Annotated in this window: 23 protein-coding genes; 8 read left to right on the plus strand and 15 right to left on the minus strand. The window is 36.1% G+C overall.

The genetic code is table 11. The features are described from left to right. Window positions 1-84 precede the first annotated feature (84 nt). Complete coding sequence (locus ACFEMA_RS00865) at window positions 85-1,776, plus strand: ABC transporter ATP-binding protein (RefSeq protein ID WP_411766069.1); 1,692 nt, start codon at window positions 85-87, stop codon at window positions 1,774-1,776. Window positions 1,777-2,123: 347 nt separating this feature from the next. Here ACFEMA_RS00865 and ACFEMA_RS00870 read toward each other — a convergent pair whose 3' ends face one another. The 7 genes from ACFEMA_RS00870 to ACFEMA_RS00900 all read right to left on the minus strand — a co-directional run bounded on the left by ACFEMA_RS00870 (window position 2,124) and on the right by ACFEMA_RS00900 (window position 9,844). Then, on the minus strand, window positions 2,124-2,942 hold the full coding sequence (locus ACFEMA_RS00870; protein ID WP_411766070.1) for an LEM-3-like GIY-YIG domain-containing protein: 819 nt from the start codon (window positions 2,940-2,942) through the stop codon (window positions 2,124-2,126). 40 nt (window positions 2,943-2,982) lie between these two features. Then, window positions 2,983-3,636, minus strand: a complete 654-nt coding sequence (locus ACFEMA_RS00875; RefSeq protein WP_411766071.1) for a CoA transferase subunit B — start codon at window positions 3,634-3,636, stop codon at window positions 2,983-2,985. Window positions 3,637-3,854: 218 nt separating this feature from the next. Next, window positions 3,855-4,556: a CoA transferase subunit A gene (locus tag ACFEMA_RS00880; protein WP_411766072.1), complete on the minus strand. Its 702-nt coding sequence runs from the start codon at window positions 4,554-4,556 to the stop codon at window positions 3,855-3,857. A 36-nt stretch (window positions 4,557-4,592) separates the two neighbouring features. Further along, entirely contained in the window at window positions 4,593-6,950 is a 2,358-nt protein-coding gene (locus tag ACFEMA_RS00885) for a penicillin-binding protein 1A (RefSeq protein WP_411766073.1), read from the minus strand. Between the two features lie 11 nt (window positions 6,951-6,961). After that, window positions 6,962-7,459: a gliding motility lipoprotein GldH gene (locus tag ACFEMA_RS00890; protein WP_411766074.1), complete on the minus strand. Its 498-nt coding sequence runs from the start codon at window positions 7,457-7,459 to the stop codon at window positions 6,962-6,964. Next, on the minus strand, window positions 7,443-8,627 hold the full coding sequence (locus ACFEMA_RS00895; RefSeq protein ID WP_411766075.1) for a stage 0 sporulation family protein: 1,185 nt from the start codon (window positions 8,625-8,627) through the stop codon (window positions 7,443-7,445). Before ACFEMA_RS00895 ends, ACFEMA_RS00890 begins: the two co-directional genes overlap by 17 nt. A gap of 152 nt (window positions 8,628-8,779) precedes the next feature. Continuing rightward, window positions 8,780-9,844, minus strand: coding sequence for a rhodanese-related sulfurtransferase (locus ACFEMA_RS00900; protein ID WP_411766076.1), 1,065 nt, complete (start codon window positions 9,842-9,844; stop codon window positions 8,780-8,782). Window positions 9,845-10,226: 382 nt separating this feature from the next. Here ACFEMA_RS00900 and recA point away from each other — a divergent pair, with 382 nt between their 5' ends. The 4 genes from recA to ACFEMA_RS00920 all read left to right on the plus strand — a co-directional run bounded on the left by recA (window position 10,227) and on the right by ACFEMA_RS00920 (window position 13,792). Next, complete coding sequence (recA, locus tag ACFEMA_RS00905; protein ID WP_411766077.1) at window positions 10,227-11,237, plus strand: recombinase RecA; 1,011 nt, start codon at window positions 10,227-10,229, stop codon at window positions 11,235-11,237. A 93-nt stretch (window positions 11,238-11,330) separates the two neighbouring features. Then, complete coding sequence (locus tag ACFEMA_RS00910) at window positions 11,331-11,738, plus strand: hypothetical protein (RefSeq protein WP_411766078.1); 408 nt, start codon at window positions 11,331-11,333, stop codon at window positions 11,736-11,738. Between the two features lie 27 nt (window positions 11,739-11,765). Further along, window positions 11,766-12,308, plus strand: coding sequence for an RNA polymerase sigma factor (locus ACFEMA_RS00915; RefSeq protein ID WP_411766079.1), 543 nt, complete (start codon window positions 11,766-11,768; stop codon window positions 12,306-12,308). A 2-nt stretch (window positions 12,309-12,310) separates the two neighbouring features. Beyond that, complete coding sequence (locus ACFEMA_RS00920) at window positions 12,311-13,792, plus strand: hypothetical protein (RefSeq protein WP_411766080.1); 1,482 nt, start codon at window positions 12,311-12,313, stop codon at window positions 13,790-13,792. Window positions 13,793-13,875: 83 nt separating this feature from the next. Here ACFEMA_RS00920 and ACFEMA_RS00925 read toward each other — a convergent pair whose 3' ends face one another. After that, the gene (locus tag ACFEMA_RS00925) at window positions 13,876-14,613 is read right to left on the minus strand and encodes a lysophospholipid acyltransferase family protein (protein WP_411766081.1); all 738 of its coding nucleotides are present in this window, start codon (window positions 14,611-14,613) and stop codon (window positions 13,876-13,878) included. A gap of 90 nt (window positions 14,614-14,703) precedes the next feature. On the opposite strand from ACFEMA_RS00925, the gene trpS reads away from it, so the two are divergent. Then, window positions 14,704-15,672, plus strand: coding sequence for a tryptophan--tRNA ligase (gene trpS / locus ACFEMA_RS00930; protein ID WP_411766082.1), 969 nt, complete (start codon window positions 14,704-14,706; stop codon window positions 15,670-15,672). A gap of 21 nt (window positions 15,673-15,693) precedes the next feature. Here trpS and dprA read toward each other — a convergent pair whose 3' ends face one another. Then, window positions 15,694-16,797: a DNA-processing protein DprA gene (gene dprA, locus ACFEMA_RS00935; protein WP_411766083.1), complete on the minus strand. Its 1,104-nt coding sequence runs from the start codon at window positions 16,795-16,797 to the stop codon at window positions 15,694-15,696. Window positions 16,798-16,899: 102 nt separating this feature from the next. On the opposite strand from dprA, the gene ACFEMA_RS00940 reads away from it, so the two are divergent. After that, on the plus strand, window positions 16,900-17,835 hold the full coding sequence (locus ACFEMA_RS00940) for an SPOR domain-containing protein (protein WP_411766084.1): 936 nt from the start codon (window positions 16,900-16,902) through the stop codon (window positions 17,833-17,835). Between the two features lie 167 nt (window positions 17,836-18,002). After that, window positions 18,003-18,512, plus strand: a complete 510-nt coding sequence (locus ACFEMA_RS00945; RefSeq protein WP_411766085.1) for an acyl-CoA thioesterase — start codon at window positions 18,003-18,005, stop codon at window positions 18,510-18,512. A gap of 5 nt (window positions 18,513-18,517) precedes the next feature. On the opposite strand, the gene ACFEMA_RS00950 is transcribed toward ACFEMA_RS00945, so the two are convergent. The 6 genes from ACFEMA_RS00950 to ACFEMA_RS00975 are packed head-to-tail and all read right to left on the minus strand — an operon-like array spanning window position 18,518 to window position 24,842. Further along, on the minus strand, window positions 18,518-19,741 hold the full coding sequence (locus tag ACFEMA_RS00950; RefSeq protein ID WP_411766086.1) for a murein hydrolase activator EnvC family protein: 1,224 nt from the start codon (window positions 19,739-19,741) through the stop codon (window positions 18,518-18,520). Window position 19,742: 1 nt separating this feature from the next. Beyond that, the gene (locus tag ACFEMA_RS00955) at window positions 19,743-20,522 is read right to left on the minus strand and encodes a DUF4292 domain-containing protein (protein ID WP_411766087.1); all 780 of its coding nucleotides are present in this window, start codon (window positions 20,520-20,522) and stop codon (window positions 19,743-19,745) included. 2 nt (window positions 20,523-20,524) lie between these two features. Further along, window positions 20,525-21,886 carry a tetratricopeptide repeat protein gene (locus tag ACFEMA_RS00960; protein ID WP_411766088.1) on the minus strand — a complete coding sequence of 454 codons (1,362 nt, stop codon included), beginning with the start codon at window positions 21,884-21,886 and terminating at the stop codon, window positions 20,525-20,527. Window positions 21,887-21,925: 39 nt separating this feature from the next. Further along, entirely contained in the window at window positions 21,926-22,945 is a 1,020-nt protein-coding gene (locus ACFEMA_RS00965; RefSeq protein WP_411766089.1) for a sugar phosphate nucleotidyltransferase, read from the minus strand. Between the two features lie 33 nt (window positions 22,946-22,978). Further along, entirely contained in the window at window positions 22,979-23,413 is a 435-nt protein-coding gene (gene dut / locus ACFEMA_RS00970; RefSeq protein ID WP_411766090.1) for a dUTP diphosphatase, read from the minus strand. Window position 23,414: 1 nt separating this feature from the next. Continuing rightward, a complete protein-coding gene (locus ACFEMA_RS00975) occupies window positions 23,415-24,842 on the minus strand; it encodes a polysaccharide biosynthesis C-terminal domain-containing protein (protein ID WP_411766091.1) in 1,428 nt (475 codons plus the stop codon). Window positions 24,843-24,910: the final 68 nt, after the last annotated feature.

The raw sequence follows: 24,910 nt of genomic DNA on the forward strand, positions 1-24,910 counted from the left end.
TGTTAATATTTTCGATGAACTGTTGATTATTATTTAAAATGACAAGGCGTTTATTATTAAACTAGAAATCATTTATTTTTGAATATGCCAAAAAACACATTACTCGAGGTTAGAAATCTTACTGTTGGATTTAAATCCCAAAACAAAATCAACGAAGTATTACACTCTATTTCATTTGACATCCATAAAAATGAAATTTTGGGTGTTGTGGGGGAGTCTGGTTCTGGGAAATCAGTGACTTCGTTAGCTGTAATGGGGTTGCTTCCAAAAGGTATTTCAAAAATAATCTCTGGGGTCGTTACTTTTGATGGTATTGAATTGTTAAACCTTTCAACTAAAAACTTACAATCGATTAGGGGTAAAGAGATTGCTATGATTTTTCAAGAACCTATGAGTTCTTTAAATCCTTCTATGACCTGTGGAAATCAGGTTGAGGAAATTTTAAAACAACACACACCCCTTTCAAACAAAGCAATAAAAACAGAGGTGCTGTCGCTCTTTGAAAAGGTGAAACTGCCTGAACCTATAAGAGCTTATACTTCGTATCCCCATCAACTCTCAGGTGGACAAAAGCAACGTGTTATGATTGCTATGGCCATTGCCTGTAAACCTAAACTACTTATTGCCGATGAACCTACTACTGCTTTAGATGTTACCGTGCAGAATGACATTTTAAACCTCTTAAAAGACATTCAGAAAGAAACAAAGATGAGCATATTGTTTATTTCTCATGACTTGTCCTTGGTTTCAGAAATTGCCGATTGTATCGTTGTGATGTATAAAGGCGATATCGTTGAGACAGGAGTAACAGAAAGCATTTTTAAAAACCCTGAAGCCCAATATACTAAAGCGCTATTGAGTGCAAGACCATCCATGCAGGAACGCCTAAAAGTTTTACCTACCATTAAAGATTTTATGCAAGGAGACTTTAAAAAAGATGTGGAAGCAAACACCGAACGTCAGCAACATCATAAACAACTGTATAGTAAGGACGCTCTTCTAGAAGTCCATGATGTTGACAAAATATACCTCTCCAACAAAGGTTGGTTTTCTAAACCTGAAACTTTTAAGGCGGTGAACAAGGTCAGTTTTAAGGTTTATGAAGGAGAAACCATGGGGCTTGTTGGTGAATCTGGCTGCGGAAAATCGACATTAGGCAATGCCATTTTACAATTAGACAAAGCTACTTCCGGGGTTATTCTATATAAAGGAGAAGACATTACAAGACTCAGCGGTAAAGCTTTGAGACGACTTCGAAAAGACATTCAAATTATTTTTCAAGATCCATTTGCATCCTTAAATCCAAGACTAACTGTAGGACAAGCAATTATGGAACCAATGAAAGTTCATAAGATTGGACATTCAAACAAGGAGCGAAAAGAAAAAGTCCTTACATTATTAAACAATGTTGGACTTGATGAAAATTGCTTTAATCGCTATCCTCATGAATTCTCAGGAGGTCAACGTCAGCGTATCGGAATTGCAAGAACTATTGCTCTACAACCCAAGCTGATTATCTGTGATGAGTCTGTATCTGCATTGGATATTTCTGTACAAGCACAGGTATTGAATCTTCTTAATTCATTAAAAAACAAATATGGCTTTACCTATATATTTATCTCTCACGATTTAGCAGTTGTAAAATATATGTCTGACCAATTATTGGTGATGAATAAAGGTGAAATTGAAGAAATTGGTGATGCAGATGTTATCTATAACAATCCGAAAAAAGAATACACCAAAAGATTAATTCATGCTATACCTAAGGGGTTATAGCATGAATATCTTTTTGGTTAATTTTAAAACGCCCGAGACTAAACGAAGCGTTTCGGTAAAAGAAGATTGGGAATCTTCTAAAGTAGGTTCTGGTAGATTTGGTTTTGTTTTCATAAGTTAAGTTTATGATAGATTTGGGGCAAATCATAAATTAAGTTTATGGTAAATCTGGTTTATTAGATTTGGGACTGCTAATATGAAATATATTTTAAATTAATCAGCTTAAAAGCATAATTAATCGATAAAATACATATTATTTTAACATTTAGAGCGTTTTTTCGTACAAAAAAGCCACTTTTATCGAAGTGGCTTTATATTTATTTTAGTCCTTTGGATATGAAAGACTTTTATTCAGTTAACATTAACTCTCTTATATTAATGTCAAATTCTTCTTCTAAAAATTTGACTGTCTTTGGTTGCCCTTCAAGTGATGCTTTTACGAGCTGAGGCGAATAAAGCCCACTTTTAGGTTTCCATTTTGCATTTTTTTTATCAACTGATTTAATCCACTCAATTTTAATTGGAAATTCAGAATTTTCATTTTCACAATTATCAAAAATGTTAGGAACTTTCAAATCTAAACTACTCAACTGTTTCCCATTTACTTTAAAGTCATTTACTCTTACGGCTTCTTTCACCACTCTTCCAATTCCCACATAACCATACGTGCTAACAAAAGCAGTTATTATATCCCCACGTTTTAAAGTTCTAATGGGATTACTGTATTTAGGGTGCTGACCTGCAGAAATAAAACCATATTTTCTTGAATCCTCCCAACATCTATGAATTCCTTCACCAACATTTAAAAAGTATAAGCCGTTTTTAAAATCAAAATGTGCTAAATCAAGGTGTAATGTGTCGTGTGGTCTGAATTTTTCGGCAAAATGCCCAGAAGATTGATTGGTCAAATTTTTTCCTAGCTTCCAAATAAGTGTTTTTTCTATAAGAAACGCCTCTTTTTCTGTCAGGTCTTTAGCAATTACTTTTATTATTGGCTTTAAGCCTTCTTTATAGATTGCTTTAATACGTTTTGTTTTCTCAGTATCAGATGCGTCCGTTAAGTGTGCTAATTTTCGGTTACCCTTTCCTTTACCATAATAGAACTCCTCAAAGTTTCTTGGGTCAATGTAGACATAAACGTAGTACTCAGCTTGTTTTTTGTTCAATTGATATAATTAACTTTTCTGTTATATATTTTTTAAAATACTAAATCATCATCTCAGGAATGTCTCCTTCAACAATAAGCTGTCCTTCAGTTGCTTCTTTAATCTCTTCTACAGAAACTCCGGGCGCACGTTCTAACAGTTTAAAACCGTCTTCAGTAACTTCAATCACTGCAAGGTTCGTTACGATTTTCTTTACACAACCAACACCTGTTAATGGTAGTGAACAGCGTTTTAATAATTTGGATTCCCCGGCTCTATTGGTATGCATCATAGCAACAATAATATTTTCTGCACTCGCCACCAAATCCATAGCTCCACCCATACCTTTTACCATTTTTCCTGGTATTTTCCAATTGGCAATATCTCCGTTTTCCGCAACTTCCATCGCCCCAAGAATGGTTAAATCTACATGCTGACCTCGTATCATTGAGAAACTCATGGCAGAGTCAAAAAATGAAGCTCCCGGCAAGGTTGTAATGGTTTGTTTCCCTGCATTGATGATGTCGGCATCTTCTTCACCTTCAAAAGGAAATGGACCCATGCCCAAAACACCATTCTCACTCTGAAACTCCACCTCTATATCATCCCTCACATAATTTGCCACCAATGTGGGAATCCCAATTCCTAGGTTCACATAATATCCATCTTGAACTTCTTTTGCTATACGCTGTGCTATTCCGTTTTTATCTAACATCTTTTAATTAATGTATCAATTTATAAATACAACAATGTATCAATTCTGTCTTTTAGACTTAATACTTGTACTTAATATTTTATATAAAATTAAACCTAACTCATTTACTTTCTCCTTTAACCCTAAATAATCTGGGTAGCTCTTTGATTTTTCTACAACAGGATTCTTCATTTTCACATTGATCTATTGCCACATTAGTACATTGAAACATTGGTAAATTATTCATGCGACCGAACAGTCCGTTGCTCAATCCGCTTTTCATAATTTTTACCTTCAAAAATACGCTGAACAAATATTCCCGGAATATGAATTTGATTAGGGTCTAACGTCCCAACAGGAACCAATTCTTCTACCTCAGCAACTGTAATTGTTGCCGCACCACACATGTTTGGATTGAAATTGCGTGCAGTGCCTTTAAAAATTAAATTACCTGCACTATCTCCTTTCCATGCTTTTATAAAGGCAAAATCTGCTTTAAAGGCATGCTCTAAAACATACATTTTACCATCAAACTCACGCGTTTCTTTGCCTATTGCAACCTCTGTTCCATAGCCTGCTGGTGTATATACAGCAGGGAATCCTGCTTGAGCTGCCCTACAACGTTCCGCTAGAGTTCCTTGGGGTATCAATTCAACATCTAACTCACCACTTAACATCTGGCGTTCAAACTCATCATTTTCCCCAACATAAGAGGAAATCATTTTTTTAATCTGCTTTTTTTGAAGTAATAAGCCCAAACCAAAGTCGTCGACCCCAGCATTGTTTGATATACAAGTCAACCCTGAAACATTTAATTTTACCAACTCTGAAATGGCATTTTCTGGAATTCCACTTAGCCCAAAACCGCCAAGCATAAAGGTCATATCGTTAGAAACACCTTGAAGCGCGGCTTCAACGCTGTTCACTTTTTTGTGAATCATTTTTCTTTAAAATTTAGAGTATGAAGTTACAAAATCTTAAAGAAAATCTATCTCGTCCGACACATTTTCGTCCGAGCCTTCATCTCTATTGTCGGAGTCAGACATATTAGAGCAATCAAGGTTTATTGAGAGCTGCGCTGGTCGTTCAAATTCTCCTTTGGAGATATTGAGTTCCTCATCTTTATAACAAGCTTTCATGTACAAGCCCCAAATAGGTAACGCCATGGCTGCCCCTTGACCATAAGTAATGGAATTAAAATGTGTGGCTCTATCTTCACCTCCTACCCAAACACCAGTTACTAAATTGGGTACCATTCCCATAAACCAACCATCACTATGATTCTGAGTTGTCCCTGTTTTACCAGCGATTGGATTATCAAATTCATAAGGATATCCCGTAATTATTTCCCTGAAATCAGCGCGGTATGCATCTGCTCCTTTAGTTCGCAAACGTACTCCTGATCCCGAGCGAGTAACACCCTCCATTAGATTTACTGTAACATAAGCCACTTCTTCACTCAATACATCTCGGCTTTCTGGTTGAAACTGATACAAAACAGTTCCGTTTTTATCTTCAATACGTGTGACTAAAACTGGCTTGTTATACACTCCTTTATTAGCAAATGTTGAATAAGCCGCTACCATTTCATACACACTTAAGTCTGGTGTTCCTAAGGCAATAGCGGGTACAGGAAGTATATCTTGTTCAACCCCTAATTTTTTAGCCATATCCACTACTGGCTGAGGGCCAATTTCATTCATTAAGCGAGCAGTAATCGTATTTGTTGAGTTTGCCAATGCCTCTATTAATGATTGAAAGCCATCATAGTCGCCGTTAGAGTTTCGGGTTGTCCACGCTTGTGGATTTCCAAACTTGTTAGCCGCAATTGTGATGGGTGCTTTTGGGAATGTATCACAAGGTGACAGTTGTAATTGATCAATCGCAGTTGCATAAACAAATGGCTTAAAGGTAGAGCCTACTTGCCGTTTCCCTTGTTCAACCATGTCGTACTGAAAATGCTTATAGTTCATACCACCAACCCAGGCCTTTACATGTCCCGTTTGCGGATCCATAGACATCATCGCCGGGCGCAAAAACTTTTTATAATAGCGAATGGAATCCATAGGTGTCATTACCGTATCGATTTCTATATATTTTCCATCTTCCCAAGCAAAAATTTCCATTTGCGTTGGCTTTTTAAAAGAGGCTTCAATCTCTTCATCGGACTTTCCTAAGTCATACTTCATGTGACGTCTCCGTTCCGAACGACGGATGGCGTTTCGCATCAACGAGTTGATTTCAGATTGGTCAATGTCTCTAAAAGGAGTTGTTGGATTTCTGTCTGGTGTATTTTGATGGTCAAATTCTGCCTGTAGTCTTGGCATATGCTGGCCAACGGCATCTTCAGCATACTGTTGCATGCGTGAGTCTATCGTTGTATATATTTTTAACCCGTCATTATAGAGATTATATTTCTCTCCGTCTGGCCCTGGGTTTTTTTCAATCCAGTCTTTCATGAATTCCGTGAGGTACGCTCTAAAATAAGTGGCTAAACCTTCACGATGCGACTCTGGCGAATAGTTTAAATCTAATTCTGTTTGTTGAAGGGAGTCCTTGAGTTTTTCTGAGAGGTAATCGTATCTCTCCATCTGCTTTAAAACGACATTACGTCTATTCTTTGTCCCAACAGGATTTGCTTTTGGTCTTGGATTATACAACGATGAATTTTTAAACATCCCAACAAGCATCGCCGACTCCTTTAAGTCTAATTCTCTTGGCTCTTTCCCAAAATAAATACGTGCAGCAGAGCGAATACCATCTGCATTGTTTCCAAAATCATAGATATTGAAGTACATGGCAATGATTTCTTCTTTGGTGTACTGTCGCTCTAAACGTGTTGCAATAACCCATTCCCTTACTTTTTGGAGACCTCTTTCTACTTTGCTTCGAGATACTTGTTTGGTGAACAATTGTTTTGCCAATTGTTGGGAGATTGTACTTGCTCCACCACCTTTTCCTAATGTAAAAATGGCTCTTAATGTTCCTCGTGCATCGATTCCTGAATGTTCGTAAAATCGAATATCCTCAGTAGCAACTAAGGCGTCTACTAAATGCTGCGGCAATTCCTCATAACCTACTGGGGTTCTATTGTCATTATAATAGAATTTGCCTAATGTTTTATTATCGGATGTTATTATTTCTGAAGCTAAGTTGGTTTTAGGGTTTTCGAGCACTGTATGATCTGGCATTTCGCCTAACAATCCCCAAGACGCAAATAAGAAAAGCAATATAATTGCTAAAATACCACCCACAAAAGTCATCCAAAACCAACGGATGTACTTTGAAAAATTTTCAGCCTTGCTGTTTTTGTTTTTTGCTTTCTGCTTAGCCATTATTAAGTGCTTTATTTCTTTTCTATTCTAAATCCTATTTCTGTTATGCCTTCAAGATTTTCAACCCCATTAACCTCTCCGTTTTTTCTCATGGCATGTTGAATGTTAATATTGTAAATTCCTGTTTCATTGAAAATAAAATCTGAATCATACCCTTTATACCACAATTTACTTTCTTTAACATCAGAAAACCCTTTTCCGAGCAATTCCCCTGTTGGCGCTGCCATCTTATACTCTAAGGTGTCAGTAATTGCTTTTCCGTTAGGGTAATTCAATTCTGCAATTAAATACAAATTGTTGTATTTATACGCGTTATTAGCTCTCAGATTAATATAGAGATTATAGGCATTCAACGTATCTGGAGGTTGAACTTCAAAATTTACGATACTATCCTTATGCCATTGGTTCGGCAAAGACTTGTATTCATCGTAAACACGATGAGAGTCACAAGCTAAAACAACCACCAAAACACATACTACTGAAACAATTACACTAATCTTTTTTAGCATTGTTTTTTGGATTTCGGTTACGCTTGCGCTTGTTGTTCTTCCTCCTATTATTTTTACGTTTAGTATTGGATTTTGGACTATCAAAGCGTGTTAAACTATCTTGACCAACAACGTTTTCAAATTCGGATTTAGTATTTGAGATGTGCTCGGCTGCATATTCTTCTAAGCTCGGCACCATCATTTTTTTCTTATTCTTAGCAATGATTTCATTGGCTTGCTCATTAGTAATGACGTGCCAATTCATCCATTCACCTTCATAAGCATACCACATTAAACCTTTAAAAATATCCGTTTTCTGACAGACAGCTATTCCTTTTTCTGTGTGCAACTTTACATCTGTCTTTGGAAATGATTTTAAAGCGTCTAAATAAGAATCCAATTCGTAATTCAAGCAACATTTTAACTTTCCGCATTGCCCTGCTAATTTTAAAGGGTTTAAAGATAGTTGCTGATAACGTGCTGCTGAAGTACTCACAGACCTAAAATCGGTTAGCCATGTAGAACAACATAATTCTCGGCCACAAGAGCCAATACCTCCTAGCCTAGCCGCCTCTTGTCTAAAACCGACCTGACGCATTTCGATTCTGGTTCTAAATTCACGTGCAAATACTTTAATCAGCTCCCTGAAATCTACGCGTTCTTCAGCAGTATAATAAAAGGTTGCTTTACTGCCGTCACCTTGAAACTCAATGTCAGAAATCTTCATCTTAAGATTAAGGTCTATAGCAAACTGACGCGCTTTGACCTTCATTGGTTCTTCTCGGTCTCGAGATTTTGACCAGATATCAATATCTTTTTGAGACGCCTTGCGATATATTTTTAAGACATTTTCTTCATCATCGATATCCACTTTTTTTCGCTTCATCTGAATGCGAACCAACTCACCAGTAAGGGTAACCATCCCAACATCGTGTCCAGACTTTGCCTGTACAGCAACAATATCACCGATACTTAGCGTTAGTTTTTCTGTGTTTTTATAGTAGTGTTTTCTGCCGTTTTTAAAACGAACCTCAACCCCTATAAAGGGTTCTTGTCCGTTAGGAAGTGACATATTGGACAACCAATCAAAAACCGTAAGTTTATTGCAACTATCCGTGCCGCAAGTGCCATTGTTTTTGCATCCTTTTGGTTGGCCGTCTTTACCAGTTGAACAACTGTTACAAGCCATATGTGTTATATAATAAGTTCAGAAAGCAATTTTTCTGAACGAAGGATTCATAAATCATTTAGAAGTAAAGATAAAACTATTTGCGGACTTACTGAAGTTAAAACCTGTATCATTAAGAATAGCTTCAGCAATAACATTAAAGGGCTTTATCACTACTTTTTTAAAGTATCAAAAATATTGCGTAAATCTTTTTTATAAGGCAAATGGTCTGCACGTCCCTTTTTAAAAATATCATTACTGTTGCCTTGTCCTTTCCTTAACTTTTTTTGCTCTTCAAAGGGTAATCTATTGATTTCCATGCATTGTGTTGAGCAGCAATTTTCCATCTTGTCCTTACATGCATCACACTGAATGAACAATAAATGACAGGCTTCATTGGCGCAATTTGTATGTAAATCGGCAGGCTCACCACACTGATGACAGCGCGCGATAACATCGTCTGAAATACGTTCGGACCGCCTTTGGTCGAAGACAAAATTCTTGCCAATGAATTTATTCTCTAGCCCTTTCTCATTGATTTGGCGCACGTAGTTTATAATGCCTCCTTCTAGCTGAAAAACATTCTTAAACCCCTTATGTTTATAATACGCACTTGCTTTTTCGCACCTAATTCCACCTGTACAATACATAACTAGCTTCTTGTCTTCCTTATGTTCTTTCAGGTCTTCTTCTATTAAATCTAAAGACTCCCTAAAGGTATCCACATCTGGAGTAATGGCGTTTTTAAAATGACCTATTTCACTTTCATAATGATTTCGCATATCGACTAAAACCGTATCTGGGTCTTCAATGAGTGTGTTGAATTTTTCAGCATCTACATGTACCCCTTTGTCGGTAACATCAAATGTGCTATCATTTAATCCATCAGCTACGATTTTATGTCTGACCTTAATTTTTAACTTGAGGAAGGCAAAATTATCGTGTTCTACTGCGATATTCAGTCTTACATTTTCTAAAAAAGAGATAGAATCTATATGTGCTTTAAACGCTTCAAAATTATCTGCGGGGACTGAAAGTTGAGCATTAATGCCTTCGTGGGCTACGTAAATTCTACCTAGAACCTCAAATTCGTCCCAATTAATAAACAAATGGTTTCTGAAAATTTCGGGATTTTCGATGTTGGCGTATTTATAGAAAGAGATAGTAAGGCGCTCCTTGCCTGCTTCCTTAATGAGTTCTTCTCTTTCTTTAGCGCTTAAATTATTGTACAGTTGCATGCTATACCTAGTTTTAAGTTTAAAAGTGTGGCAAAGATAGAAATAAAAAAAGCACTTTGATTTTTTACCAAAGTGCTTTTCTGAGGACTAACTCGTTATTATTAATTTTTGTGTCAATTAATTTAATAAAGCGTTTAACCTCCATCGGCTTTACAGCTACTATTGATTAAAATGGTAACTGAAACACCTAATGCTTTACTTAATATTGTTTTTCTAAAAAATTTCACTTTTTCAAGATTAAGTTAAACATCCTTTTTAGCAATTTTTTCCTTTTTCAATAAGTAGATGCAAAAAGTATAAAATGGTTGCGTCATAAAATTGTAATCTCTTAAAAGAAGTGGTATTTTAGCTATCCATTTTTAATTAAAAAAACTTAGAATACATGAGTAGTGAAAAAGACGCGAAGTTAAAAGCGCTTAAGTTGACTTTAGATAAGTTGGACAAGGCATACGGTAAGGGAACAGTGATGAAAATGAGCGACCAATCTATAGTCGATGTTGATGCAATTTCTTCTGGTTCTTTAGGATTAGATATTGCTTTAGGAGTCGGTGGATATCCGAGAGGTAGAGTCGTTGAAATATATGGACCAGAATCTTCTGGTAAAACCACCTTGACCTTACATGCTATTGCAGAAGCCCAAAAAGCTGGAGGTATTGCAGCATTTATAGATGCAGAACATGCTTTTGACCGTTTTTACGCTGAAAAACTTGGGATTGATTTAGAAAACTTAATTATTTCACAACCAGATAATGGTGAGCAAGCCTTAGAAATTGCAGATAACCTGGTACGCTCTGGCGCTATCGATATTATTGTTATAGATTCGGTTGCTGCATTGACCCCTAAAAGTGAAATTGAAGGCGAAATGGGCGACTCTAAAATGGGACTCCATGCAAGGTTGATGTCTCAAGCACTCAGAAAACTTACCGGATCCATTAGTAAAACAAACTGTACCATGATTTTCATTAATCAATTGCGTGAAAAAATTGGTGTAATGTTCGGTAACCCAGAAACAACAACTGGCGGTAATGCACTAAAGTTTTATGCTTCTGTACGCTTGGACATTAGAAGATCTACTCAAATTAAAGATAGTAACAGTTCTGTCATGGGAAATAAAACCCGTGTTAAGGTTGTTAAAAACAAGGTTGCTCCCCCATTTAAAATGGCGGAATTTGATATTATGTATGGAGAAGGTATTTCTAAAGTCGGTGAGGTATTAGATATTGCTGTAGAACACGAAATCATTAAAAAGAGTGGCTCATGGTTTAGTTATGATGACACTAAATTAGGCCAGGGTCGAGATGCTGTTAAAGCATTGATAAAAGATAATCCCGAACTCATGGATGAGCTTGAAGAAAAAGTCAGGGCTTCGGTCAATGAAAAGTTGGCTAACTAAGAATTAAAAAAATCCTGATCCCTCAGGATTTTTTTTGTTTTGGACGCAACCATTTTAAAACTCATGCATCTATTAGGTGTTAATAATAATTTTATGAGAAAACTGATTTTAATAGCAACAATAGCTTTTCTATTCGTCTCCTGTAGTATAAACGACAACAATCCCCCTAATTTTTCCTTGGAAATAATGCCAATTGAAAGTGTTGAAATCCCTTCAGAATTTGAATTAGGGGAAACATACGAGATTTCAATGTCTTATACAAGACCCAACGGTTGTTACGAATTCAATGATTTTATTTATCAACCAGAAGGTAATACGAGAACTGTTGCAATCGTGGATACTGTTTACCTTGATGAACAGTGTACTCAGGCAATAGAGGAGGCTACTGTAAGTTTTGATTTTTTTGTAACCTCTAGCGAGACCTATATTTTTAGGTTTTATCAGGGTGAGGAGGAAGGTGAAGACCAATATTTAATCATTGAAGTGCCTGTAGTTGAATAATTAAAATTGAATTAACTCTAGATAAATTTGAGTTTAGACCAACTCATTATAAAATGTAAAAAAGGTGATGCAAAGGCACAAGAACAATTATATAGGCTTTATGCCCGAAAATTATTTTCAGTCTGTATAAAGTATTCTAATAATTACTCTGAAGCTGAAGATCATTTACAAGATGCCTTTGTGACCATTTTTAATAAGATTGAGCAATTTAGCCATAAAGGATCTTTTGAGGGTTGGATGAAACGTATTGCGGTTAATACTGTCCTTCAAAAATATAGAGGGGCACGTGTTTTTGAAATTATAAATGAGGAGGCTATTGAAGATGTCGTTGTAGATGTTGACGATGAGGATATTTCCTTAGATTTTTTACTCGACATTATTCAGGCGCTTCCAGAACGTTATCGTATGGTATTTAACCTTTACGTTTTAGATGGCTTTACGCACAAAGAAATCAGTAATATGCTCAAGATTTCTATAGGTACATCAAAATCTAATCTGGCTCGTGCCCGAATGATTTTAAAAACAAAAATTGAAGAATACAAAGCGAAATTAAACTCGCAATCCTTATAACAATGGGAGACAAAAAACATATAGACCGTCTTTTTCAAGAGAAGTTTAAAGACTTTGAGATGTCACCTAGGCCAGAGCTTTGGGATGGTATTAGTGAGCGCTTACATCCAAAAAAGAAAAAACGTCGTGTCGTTCCATTTTGGTGGTGGACAGTAGGTGGAGTTGCAGCAGCTCTCATCTTATTTTTTGCTTTGGGAGGTGTCAGTTCTTTCGACAGTAACCCTGTCGAAGATTTGCCTGTTGTAAATGTTGAAACACCTAAAGGGTCTTCTTCGGAGAATTCAAATTCAAAAAATTCTGAAATAGATTCAAGAGTCACAAACAATCCTAATGAAAAGGATAATGGCGAAGACCTTGTAAAAGAAGAGCAACATACAGCTAATGAAAAATCAACAAACATTTTAAAAGGTAATGGCACCAATACAGTTATAGCCAATAACACAGATGCTGGCGCGCCTTCAAATACAATAAAAAATGAATCATCTAACAATCCTACTATTGGTGAATCTAAAGTAGCTTCAAGCTCAACAAGTAATGACAATCAAGATTCTGAAGCTAATTCTAAAGAGGTTTTAAAATCAAAAGTTGATCAAATTTTAAAGTCTTCTAATTCTAAGGGTGATTCAAAAGTTGCTGAAAAAACGAATGAAGAAGAGGTCATTTCCGAAGAAAAAATAAATTCAGAATTACTAAAGAAAGAAACATCGCTTGAAGAGGCTATTGCTGAAGCAAACGACATAAATGAAGAAGAAAAAGAGAAACTAAACAGGTGGAGCATTACACCAAATGTGGCGCCTGTTTATTTTAATTCTTTGTCGGGTGGTTCTGCAATTGACGGACAATTTAATGATAATACCAATCAAAGTGACGTGACTATGAGCTATGGTATTTCGGGAGCTTATACTATTAATCCGAGATTGAAAATAAAAGCTGGTGTTAACCGAGTAGAGTTTAACAATACCACCAAAGATGTTTTGTCTTTATCAGGCTCTGATTTTGCAGCACGAACCGCAGTTTCTGGCATTGAAAATATTTCATTGAACTCTTCTGAAAGTGATGTAACACTCATTAGCAGAGCGAGTTTGGTCAGCACATCTGTTCCTGAAGCTCTCAAGACCACCGCAACCGGTAACCTTGATCAGCGCTTTGGGTTTATTGAAATCCCTATATCGCTTGAATATCGATTAATTGATAAAAAACTTGGGGTAAATGTATCTGGTGGGTTTAGTACTTTCTTTTTAAATTCTAATGAGATTTATGCTGATATCAATGGAAATAGCACACTTATCGGAACGGCAAACAACCTCAACGACACTAGTTATAGTGCTAATTTTGGTGTTGGTTTTGACTATAGATTAAGCAAAAAAATAAATATAAATCTTGAACCCATGTTTAAGTATCAAATAAATACATTCAATAATACAAGTGGAGAATTTAGGCCATTTTTTATTGGAGTGTATACAGGCTTAAGTTTTAAATTTTAGGTTTTTAGTTGGTTAAATTGTCATTGTGGTAGTACGACATTACAATGACTCAGAAAAGTCGCCCCGTCCCAAGGGCGACTTTTTTAATTGAGGGTCTTATTTAATTCGTTTAAGATAATGTTCCTTGTTTTTTTATTTAATGCTTTAGTGTCTACTGTTTTTAAGCCTTTCGTTAGAATAAATTTATGCATCAGAACTCTCATCTTACCTGGCCCACCACTAAAAAAGGTATAGGAAAATCGTTTTTTGTTATCATAAAATGTCATAGGGACGATAGGAATTTGATGGTTTATTGCCAATCGGAATGCCCCGTCTTTAAATTCATCTAAAGTAATATGCTCGTCAGGCACTCCTCCCTCTGGAAAAATACAAATACTCAACCCTTGTTTTAAACGGCGTTGTGCCCTTAAAAACACAGCCTGTCTACTTTTTTGACTGCTTCGATCTACCAGAATACAGGTTCGCTTATAGAAAAAACCAAACAATGGAATTTTGGCTAATTCTTTCTTGCCTACAAAAACAAATGGGTTTTTAACCGACACCAACATTAGCATAATGTCGGCCATTGACGTATGGTTTGCCACGAACATGTAACTTCTCCCTGCCTCTGTTGTCTGTTCTCTATTAATTTTTATCCTAAACCCCATTCCTGTTAAAATAATTCGCGCCCAAAAACGTGCTAACTTAAAAAAGAAAGGATACCATTGTTCTCTAGAGATTGAAATTAGTAAAATTGGAAACAGAACTATAATAGGAAGCGCTACTAAAACATAGAACCAAATGCGGTAGATTATCCAAAAAATAGACTTTAGAAGCTTCATAAGATCAAAACTAACTAAATAGTTCTTCTAAAAAAATTATCTTTGTTTTTCGTTTAACAAAAAAGATTCCTGCTATCGCAGGAAGTTGATATGGCAAGAATACTAACAGGAATACAAAGTACAGGCACACCTCATTTAGGTAATATTTTAGGGGCAATTTTACCAGCAATTGAAATGTCCAAAAACACCTCTAACGATTCCTTTTTATTTATTGCCGATATGCATTCACTGACCCAAATAAAGGATGCAGATACCCTTAGGGCAAATACGTATTCTACCGCTGCCGCATGGTTGTCTTTAGGGCTAGATGTAGAAAAAACGGTATTCTATAGACAGAGCGATGTGCCACAAGTCACACAATTATCATGGTACTTAAGTTGTTTCTTTCCTTATCAACGTTTGACTTTAGCGCATAGTTTTAAAGATAAGGCTGACCGATTAGAAGATGTCAATGCTGGCTTGTTTACCTACCCAATGCTTATGGCGGCTGACATTTTGTTATATGATTCTGAAATTATTCCCGTTGGTAAAGACCAAGAGCAGCACATTGAAATGACACGTGATGTAGCGTCTCGCTTCCATGCTAAAATTGGAGAAACCTTTGTGCTACCAGAAGCCGATGTCCAAAAAGATACGATGCTCATCCCTGGTACGGATGGGGCAAAAATGAGTAAAAGTAAGGGTAATATTATCAATATATTTTTACCTGAAAAAAAACTGCGTAAGCAAATTATGTCAATTAAAACAGACAGCACACCTCTCGGAGATCCAAAAGATTGGTCTGCCTGTAACTGCTTTGCGATTTATAATTTGCTCGCTTCTGAAGAGCAGGTTGCTGAAATGAAATCTAATTACGAAAAAGGAGGGTATGGCTATGGTCATGCAAAGCAAGCGCTTTTTGAATTAATTTTGGAAAAATTTGGAGCCGCAAGAGAACGTTACAACTACTATATGGATCATCTTGATGAAGTCGATGACATATTGACTATTGGGTCTGGCAAAGCCAAAGTTGTCGCAGATGATGTCTTGAAACGTGTTAGGAGCAAGGTTGGGTATTAAAAATTTCTGCGAAGGCAGGAATTATATCACCTCAAACAACTTGCCAGGTAAAGGCCTCACAACACCTTTTAATTCCATATTTAACAAAATACTTGCGGTTTTATAGGATGGTAAATTACATCCCAAAGCGATGACATCTAATTGCTCTTTGTCTTTAGTTTTTAGAAAATTATAGATGGCTTTTTCTTCATCGTCTAGTTCAACAAATAATTGTTTTTGAACTGTTGGTTTTGTTTTTTCTTTGAGTTCCCAATCTAAAAGATAAGGTACATCCATCGGATTTGATAACAAATGAGCTTTTTGAAATTTAATAAGATTGTTACACCCCACGCTTTGGCTATCTGTGGTTCTCCCAGGTACGGCAAACACCTCTCGGTCGTAAGAATTAGCTATATCTGCCGTTACTAAACTTCCTCCTTTTTCAGCAGATTCTATAACTATAGTTGCTTCACTTAGCCCGGCAATAATTCGGTTTCGTTTTAAAAAATTATTTCTATCGAATGTGTCGCTACTCCAAAAGTCAGTCATAAAACCACCGTGATTTTCAATATCCGAAACATACTTTTTGTGCACTTTGGGATAGATTTGATCTAAGCCGTGTGCCAAACAACCAATGGTTTGTAAATTATGTTTTAATGCTGCTTTTTGTGCTGTGATGTCTGTACCATAAGCAAATCCCGAAACAATTACCGGGTTAAAAGGAGCTAACTCTTCTACCAGTTTTTCACAGAAAGCAATACCACTTGTTGTGATTTTTCGGGTGCCAACGATACTGATGATACGCTTGTTTTCGAGATTAATATTTCCGCTTTTAAATAAAAGTATAGGGCCGTCAATACAATGTTTTAATTTTTCAGGATAGTCGCTATCCAAAAAATAACTAAAGTCTATATCGTTGTCTTTAATAAATCGCAACTCCTTTTCTGCTTCTTCCTTGTGGATAGAATCAAATAAGCCTTCAATAGTTATAGTGCCAACACCATCTATTTTTAAAAGGTTTGTCTTTTTTTCTTTCAATACGGCTTCTGCAGAGCCACAGTGAACTATCAACTTCTTTGCCGTTATCGATCCAATTTTTGGAACATGTTGCAGGGTAAGAATAGATATGAGTTGGTCTTCGTTCATTTAGATTATTATGAAACTTAAAAATTACTAAATTTTGGGATGTTAATAACTATGTAATCTCATATTACTGTCGAAAGCAAAAATTTTTAACTTTGTTTTACCATGCAATTAGAAACTTACATCAGCGACTTACTTTATAGATACGATTGTGTTACCGTGCCACAACTTGGGGCGTTTTTAACCAATCGTGTGTCTGCAAAATTACACGAGTCAACCCATACATTTTACCCACCTAAAAAGGTGTTATCCTTTAATGAGCAATTACAAAATAACGATGGGTTATTGTGTAACTATATGGCTGAAATTGAAAAAATACCTTACCAAGTTGCCGTAGAAAAAGTAGCAAAGCAAGTGCGTGCCATAAAGTCGTATTTAATAGAGGGTGAAACAATTACGCTTCAGAATATTGGTGAGTTACTGTTGAATGCTGAAGGTAAAATTCTTTTTGAACCTTCTTATAACGTCAATTACCTCACAGATGCTTTTGGCTTATCGCATTTTAATGCTGAAGCTGTTCAACGTGAAGTTTATAAAGAAACCGTTGAAGCTATAGAGGCCAAAGCTCCTATCGTTCTTACTCCAGAAAAACGTAGTAGCAACTGGCTAAAATATGCTGCGGCTGCGGTTATTCTATTGGGCTTATCTGGATTTGTTGTAACTAACTATTACAATTCGCAAATAGAACAGCACAATCAGATAGCACACGAGCAAGCTAATGAACAGCTTGAAACTAAAGTTCAAGAAGCAACATTTGTCATTTCAAACCCATTACCTGCAGCTACGTTGACCATTGAAAAACAAACAGGCAATTACCATGTTGTAGCTGGAGCTTTTAGGGTTGAAGACAACTCCACAAAAAAGGTTAAGCAACTTAGGGAAGAGGGTTATAAAGCACGAAAAATAGGTGTTAATCGTTACGGTCTGCACGAAGTTGTTTATGGCAGCTATGACAATAGACGAGACGCTATAAATGCTATGTATTCTATTAGAAAAGCATCTAATCCAGACGCTTGGTTGCTGGTAAAACAACTAGACTAATTTATAGGTTTCAACAACTCAAGGACTTTAGTTCTAATGAAATCTGTTTAGAATAATTTCTATAAATTATTTCCATGTATTGGAGGCATCTTCAGTTTATGCTTTCCTTATATTAAACTATCTTTGCACCGAATTAAATGTCCCATGCAGGACTAACCTTTACTTTTATGGAAGCAAGAACAGCATTTCAATCTAAAACTGTAGTCACGGATTTGGTTTTGCCTAGTGAGACTAACCCTATCAACAATTTATTTGGTGGTGAACTATTGGCTCGAATGGATCGTGCGGCAAGTATATCTGCGAGACGACATTCTCGTAGAATTGTGGTAACCGCTTCGGTAAATCATGTTGCTTTTAATCGTTCTGTGCCTTTAGGCAGTGTCGTTATGATTGAGGCTAAGGTGTCTCGTGCATTTTCCACTTCTATGGAAGTCTATATGGATGTTTGGATTGAAGACCGCGAGTCTGGCGAGTGTATTAAAGCCAATGAAGCCATTTACACCTTTGTTGCTGTGGATGAAACCGGAAGACCAGTAAAAGTGCCCGAACTCATCCCAGAAACCGATATAGAAAAAGAGCGTTTTGAAGCGGCACTGAGAAGAAAACAGTTAAGTCTTGTTCTTGCTGGAAAGATGAAAGCTAATGATGCCACTGAATTAAAAGCCTTGTTTGAATAAGTCTATTAATTTCTAGTTAGCCAATATTCTGGATTCAATTTTTTATCGTTCTTATAGACTCTAAACCCAACAAGTGTTTCTCCTGTAAATTTATTGGTAAAGACTTCACCTATGGCTTGTCCAGTAGTAATTTTATCCCCTTTTTTTACATAGACCTTCGAAAGATTTAAGTAAATAGTAAGATAGTTACCGTGCCGGATCATTATTGCAGGATTAGCATTTTTAATAACCATGACCTGAGACACCTCGCCGTTAAAAACAGCTTTTACTTGAGATTTCTGTTCTGTAGCTATTTTAATGCCCTCATAGTTTTGAGTCACTGACCTATCAGTTATTGAACGCTGAACACCAAATTTACTTTTAATAACCCCACGTTCAACAGGCCATCCTAATTTGCCCTTATTGGCTTCAAAACTAGCGGCAATAATTTTCGAAGCAGGTGTTAACACAAAATTACCTGTAGAATTAGAGTTTCCTGCTTCCTTGTTAGACGCTGCAATAGCTTCTTTGATTAAACGATTGATTTCCTTATCAATTCTGTCAGCTTCTTGCCGCTTTTTGGTAATTTCAGCTGTGTGTTTACTCATGCTCTTTCTAATCTCAGCCATGAGCTTTTCTTGCACTTTCATTTCACCCTCAAGCTCTTGTTTCGCTTTTCGGTTTTCTTCGATGAGCTTCTGCTTTTGTTCTTTTTGTTTTAGAAGCGTAATATTCAATTCTTGCAGGGTCTTCGTTTTTGTTTTTATGGCTTCAGCTTGTTCCTTCTGGTAGTCTTTGTATTGGTTGATATACTGTAAACGTTTATAGGCTTGTTTAAAGTTCTCTGAAGACAATAAAAACATCACTTTACTTTGCTCAGACTTACTTTTGTACGATTTAACAATCATTGCCGCATAATCTTCCTTTAACTCTTTTAATTGCTCCCGTAAGCTCGAAATCTCATTTTGATTGGCATTAATTTCGCGCGTTAACTGATTGGCCTGGTCGTTAGTAATCTTAATTAAATTTTGAAGAACACTAATTTTATAGTTGTAATTTTCTACCTGAGTAACTACAGATTGTTGTTTCTTTTTATCTGAAAACAATAACGCATTAAGTTCCTTTATTTCCTTTTGTTTTTGAAGTCGTTGTGCTTCGAGCCTCTTTAGTTTGTCACTTTGTCCAAAGGACATAGGAGACATTAAAAATAATGCTACAAAAACAAGAAAGACATTAGACTTAAAACTCATGTTATTTAATAATAATTTCTTCGTAACCAGACGGAATCCTAAATGGAAAACGCACATCTTCATTTAAACTCAAGGACTTAAATTCCATAGTAATGACCACTTCTTCTGAATCTTCAACCGCAATAATTCTAATGTTTTCTGGTAAAATTTCTTTATCTAAAGTTTGATATGTACCGTAATCTACCTGAAGCATTCTTCGTTCTGTTTGTTGAAACAATTGTAAAGAATCCAATTTAAAATGCGAAGGATTTATCAGGTAAAACAACTCAATTAAGGCATCTTGCTCATTAGGTTGTAATGCATAAGAATTCTCACTAATAGACACCTTATGTGGTTCTGCTTTGATGTCATAAATCGCTTGACCCAAAAGTATGTTTTGTACTTTATAAAAATCTAAATCTATACCAGCTACATCGCTTAGCAATGCGTATCCGCCATCAAAATACGTGTTGTCTGTTTTATTGTAAAATTGAACCTTCTCTGGAGTAATAAATAGTCTGGCCAATCCCAACGGTGCATTGAGCCAGATGGCTTTGTCTTTTTCCATCCTAATGTTAAAGGTATAGCCTTGCTGTAGTTGATTTTGAGTCAACTCAATTTTCACCTTTCCTTGAAGGGTTTTAAAATCAACTTCGCGTTTTGAATGTTCCCTTATAACATCTTTAGCCGAAAGTTTAGTACTTACTTTGCCTTCTTCAATGACACGTTGGGTTGAACGGCAAGAAGTGAAAATCACAGCTATCAATAGACAAATAGCTATATATTGAAGAGGTTTGTTCATGTTTAGTTTTGGGCTTTTAATGCTTGTGCCTTTTTAGCAAACGCTTGGGATTGACTAATATTATTGTCGAGCTTGTAAGCCTCACTCAATTGACTATAAAAATCAGCCTCCATTTTTGGGTCATCAATTAAGAAATCCAATCCCATTTCAAGGCTATCAATGGCTGCCTTTGGTTTGTTAAGCTTATTATTGGCAACCCCATTTAGAAGGTATAAAATAGGTTGTGCAGGATATAGTTCTAAAGCACTGTTGCTTTGTAATACAACCTCTTCAAACTGATTTAAATCAATCTTTAGAAGCAAAATTGTTTTTATCGCCGTAAAATTATCTGGTTCTTTGTTTAGGGCGTCTTCAAAACTTTGAAGTGCTTTGACCTTATCACCAGATTTTAGATAATACTGCCCCAAATTTATAGCTTCTTCAGCTGTTGTATTTACATCTGCTTGAGCCGTAACTTCAATGAGATCTTTTTCGTACTGCGGGTTTTTTGAAACAAAATTGACAAAGTCCTTGAGTACTTTTGTCTTGGCTTCTCCATCAATCTCTGGAGTATTTAAGACAATTTTCATCGAATTGATGGCTTTTTCAGTTTCTCCTTCATCTAAATAAAACTTGTATAATGCCAAATGCACTAATCTTGAATCTGGTTTTTGGGTCAACCAATTTTGTGCAGCTTCGTACGCTTTTTTAGAGTTACCAGATTGGCTATATCTGTAAATTAATCGGAGGTAATTTTGCTCATTATTAGGGTTATTGGCAACACGCTGTTCCAAATTTTCGATACGGTCTTCGGAATTACCAGTAAGGTCATAAATATCATTTCGCATGGTGTCCCTCACTTCATTTGTGCCCAACTCCTCATCCAGTTCATCCAATAAACTCAATGCTTCTTGATAATTTCCTTTTCTAATGTAAAGTGACGCCAGGTCTTGCTTATAATCTGGGTGAAAGTCAACAAGCTTCTTTACAGTTTTAATGGCATTATCTAAATCTCCTTCTTTAGCATAAACATCGTAAAGCTCATCCAAAATCCACTCGTTATCTGGTTGCATGGATTCTGCCTTTAAAAGATTGGCTTCAGCTGATTCATAATTTTCGAGAAGCTTATAATTTTTACCTAGTTCAAAATAGATGATTGGTTTCTTACTGTCGAGATTAAGACATTTTTGAAGGGCATCAATAGCACGTTGGTAGTTTTCTATACCTTTTTGCTTCAACGCTTCAAAGAAGAATTCCTGATATTCGTCTTCAACATTGCCTAAATCATCGTCGGGGGGTTTATTGAAATCGACTTGGGCAAAGGAGTTTTGTGGAATAAGTCCTATTCCTATAAAGAGTATTAATATGTAGAGCTGTTTTTTCATTAATGAGACTGCTGCCTTCGCAGGAATGACAAACAATTTTTATTCCAAAACGGAATAATCACCAATGCTTATCTTTTTAAAGTTGCCATTATACTTAACATGGTTACCAATCATGGCTTCGTCCAAATTAGCATTTTTAATTGTAGTCTGTGTTTGTATTAAGCTATTTTTAACGACTGAATCTTCAATAACCGTCCCTTCCCCAATTGAAACATAAGGTCCTATGGTTGTGTTTTTTAGTTTTACATTGGCTCCTATATAACAAGGCTCTATAATTTTAGAATTGTCTAAGATAGCACTTTGGTCAACTAAGATTTCCTCTCCATCTTCTTTAAGGAACCCTAACATTTTAGCATTAGTTTCTAAAGTAATGTTCTTGTTTCCGCAATCCATCCATTCGTCAACAGTTCCTGTTTTAAAGATGTTTCCATCTGCCATCATCCGCTTAATACCATCGTTGATTTGATATTCGCCACCATGCATTACATTTTCATCTAAAACTTCTTGTAGCTTTGATTTAAGTACGGCGACGTCTTTAAAATAATAGATGCCAATTACGGCTTGGTCACTCACAAAAGCTTCGGGTTTCTCAACCAGTTCTACAATCTCTTCCTTATCATTTAGTTTTATAACGCCATACGCTTCAGGATTATTGACACGCTTTGTCCAAATAACACTATCAGCATTAGGATCTAAATCAAACTCTGCACGAATCAAGGTATCTGCATACGCTATTACTGCTGGTCCATAAAGTGATGGTTCGGCACTCATAATAGCATGCCCAGTTCCTAAAGGTTGATCTTGCCTGTAGATTGAAGCTTTCGCCCCTAATTCATTAGCCAACTGTTTAAGGCTTTCCACAACCTCATCACCAAAAAAAGCAGGATCACCTAAAACGAATGCAATTTCTTCAATAGGTTGCTTTAACACCTTGGCAATATCTTTTACCAAACGGTGAACTATAGGTTGGCCTGCAACTGGGATTAATGGTTTTGGTACTGTTAAACTGTGTGGTCTAAGGCGTGAGCCTCGACCTGCCATTGGGACTATTATTTTCATGTTATAAGTTTATACGTTGATTTGTTTAGTTGTCTATTTGGTGCCCGTGCTTCCAAAGCCACCTTCACCTCGGTCTGTTGAAGATAATTCAGTAGTTTCCTCCCATTCAGCACGTTCGTGTTTTGCAATGACCAATTGTGCAATGCGTTCTCCATTATTTATTGTAAAATCCTCGTTAGACAGGTTTACTAAAATAACCCCAATTTCGCCACGGTAATCTGCATCTATCGTGCCCGGAGCATTGAGGACTGTGATGCCCTTTTTTGCCGCCAAGCCACTTCTTGGCCTCACTTGAGCTTCGTAACCAATTGGTAATTCTATAAATAAGCCCGTCCCAACGATACTTCGCTCTAAAGGTTTTAGTACTCTTGCTTCTGTTAAACTAGCGCGCAAATCCAGCCCTGCAGAAGCTACAGTTTCGTAATGTGGCAAATCGTGTCTGGATTTATTGATGATTTTAATTTTCATATTATTTCTTAAGAATTAATTTTAGGTCTTTCTTTTCAAGCAGAACCACTACTGCTATAAACACTAACAAAAATAAGGTTCCGATAAGAATATTACTGTTTAATTGATAATAACTTATGAACGCTAATATTGAAGAAAAAACCAAATAAAAAGAGATTCTCTTTAAATCATAAGGGACTCTATAGTGCTTTCTTCCTAAGGTGTAAGATATCAACATCATTAATCCATAAGCTAATAAGGTGGCATAGGCGCATGCCATAAAGCCAATCTTAGGAATAAATATGAGATTAAAACCAATGGTAATAGTGGCCCCAAAAATAGAAATATACATACCGTATCTAGTTTGATCGGTCAACTTGTACCAAATACCAAGATTATGATAAATGCCTAAACATAAATTGGCCAAAAGAATTATTGGCACAATATCCAATGCGACTAAATATGTCTCTTGACCAATGAAAAAAGGCTGTATAACTTTTAAGTAAACCGTTATAATTAGTAGTCCTAAAGAACCAACAATGGTGAAATATTTAAGAATTGTAGCATAAGTTTGCTTGGCATTAACTTCTTCAGAATGGTTAAAGAAAAATGGTTCAGCTCCCATTCTAAATGCCTGAATAAATAAGGTCATAAATACTGCCAACTTATAACACGCGCTGTAAGCGCCATTTATAAACTTGCCTTCATAAAGTGGCAATAACCATTTGTCCAAATTTTCATTGATGACAAAGGCCAAACCAGCAACCATGATGGGTAATCCGTATGTAATCAATTGTTTGAAAACAACCCTATCGAAAACAAACTTGATTTTAAATACTGAAGGTAAAACCAATAGTAAAATCAACAAACTTGCAATAAGGTTAGCAATAAAAATATACTCAACAGGGTTGGCTACGTTGAAAGCGTCTTGTAAGGTTTGAAGACCATAAGTTCTTGACAGCAAAAGCACATTTAAAACAACAATGATAAAAACATTCAATAATTTTAATAACGCGAATTTTATAGGACGACCCGTAACCCTTAGGTAAGCAAAAGGAATCACAATCAAAGTATCTAGTAACGTTATGGACACAAGAAGTGTGTAAAAGTCTTTGTTGATCCTTAGCGCTTCTGAAATCATCTCTCTAAACGCAAAAAGTAAAAGGCCAAATCCTACGGTGCTGACTAATATTGAAATCAGTGATGTAGAAAGCACCTTAGCCTTTTCCCTATGCCTACTGAAAAATCTGAAAAATGAGGTTTCTAAACCGTAGGTTAATACCACATTAAAAAAAGCTGCTACGATATAGAATTCGGTGTTTTCTGAATAACCCTCATTCGGCAACACATCGGTATGCAATTTTACCAGTAAAAAATTGATGAGCCGAGGTAGAACTATGGCTAAACCATAGATAATGGTGTCTTTAAAAAACTTTTGAAGTACTCCCAAGGGTTAATTTTATAGCCTTAAAAATAGGGCTTTTTATCATAAAAAAACCCAACTCAAAGAGTTGGGTT

Source organism: Winogradskyella sp. A3E31 (assembly GCF_046720935.1).
Classification (GTDB): Bacteria; Bacteroidota; Bacteroidia; order Flavobacteriales; family Flavobacteriaceae; genus Winogradskyella.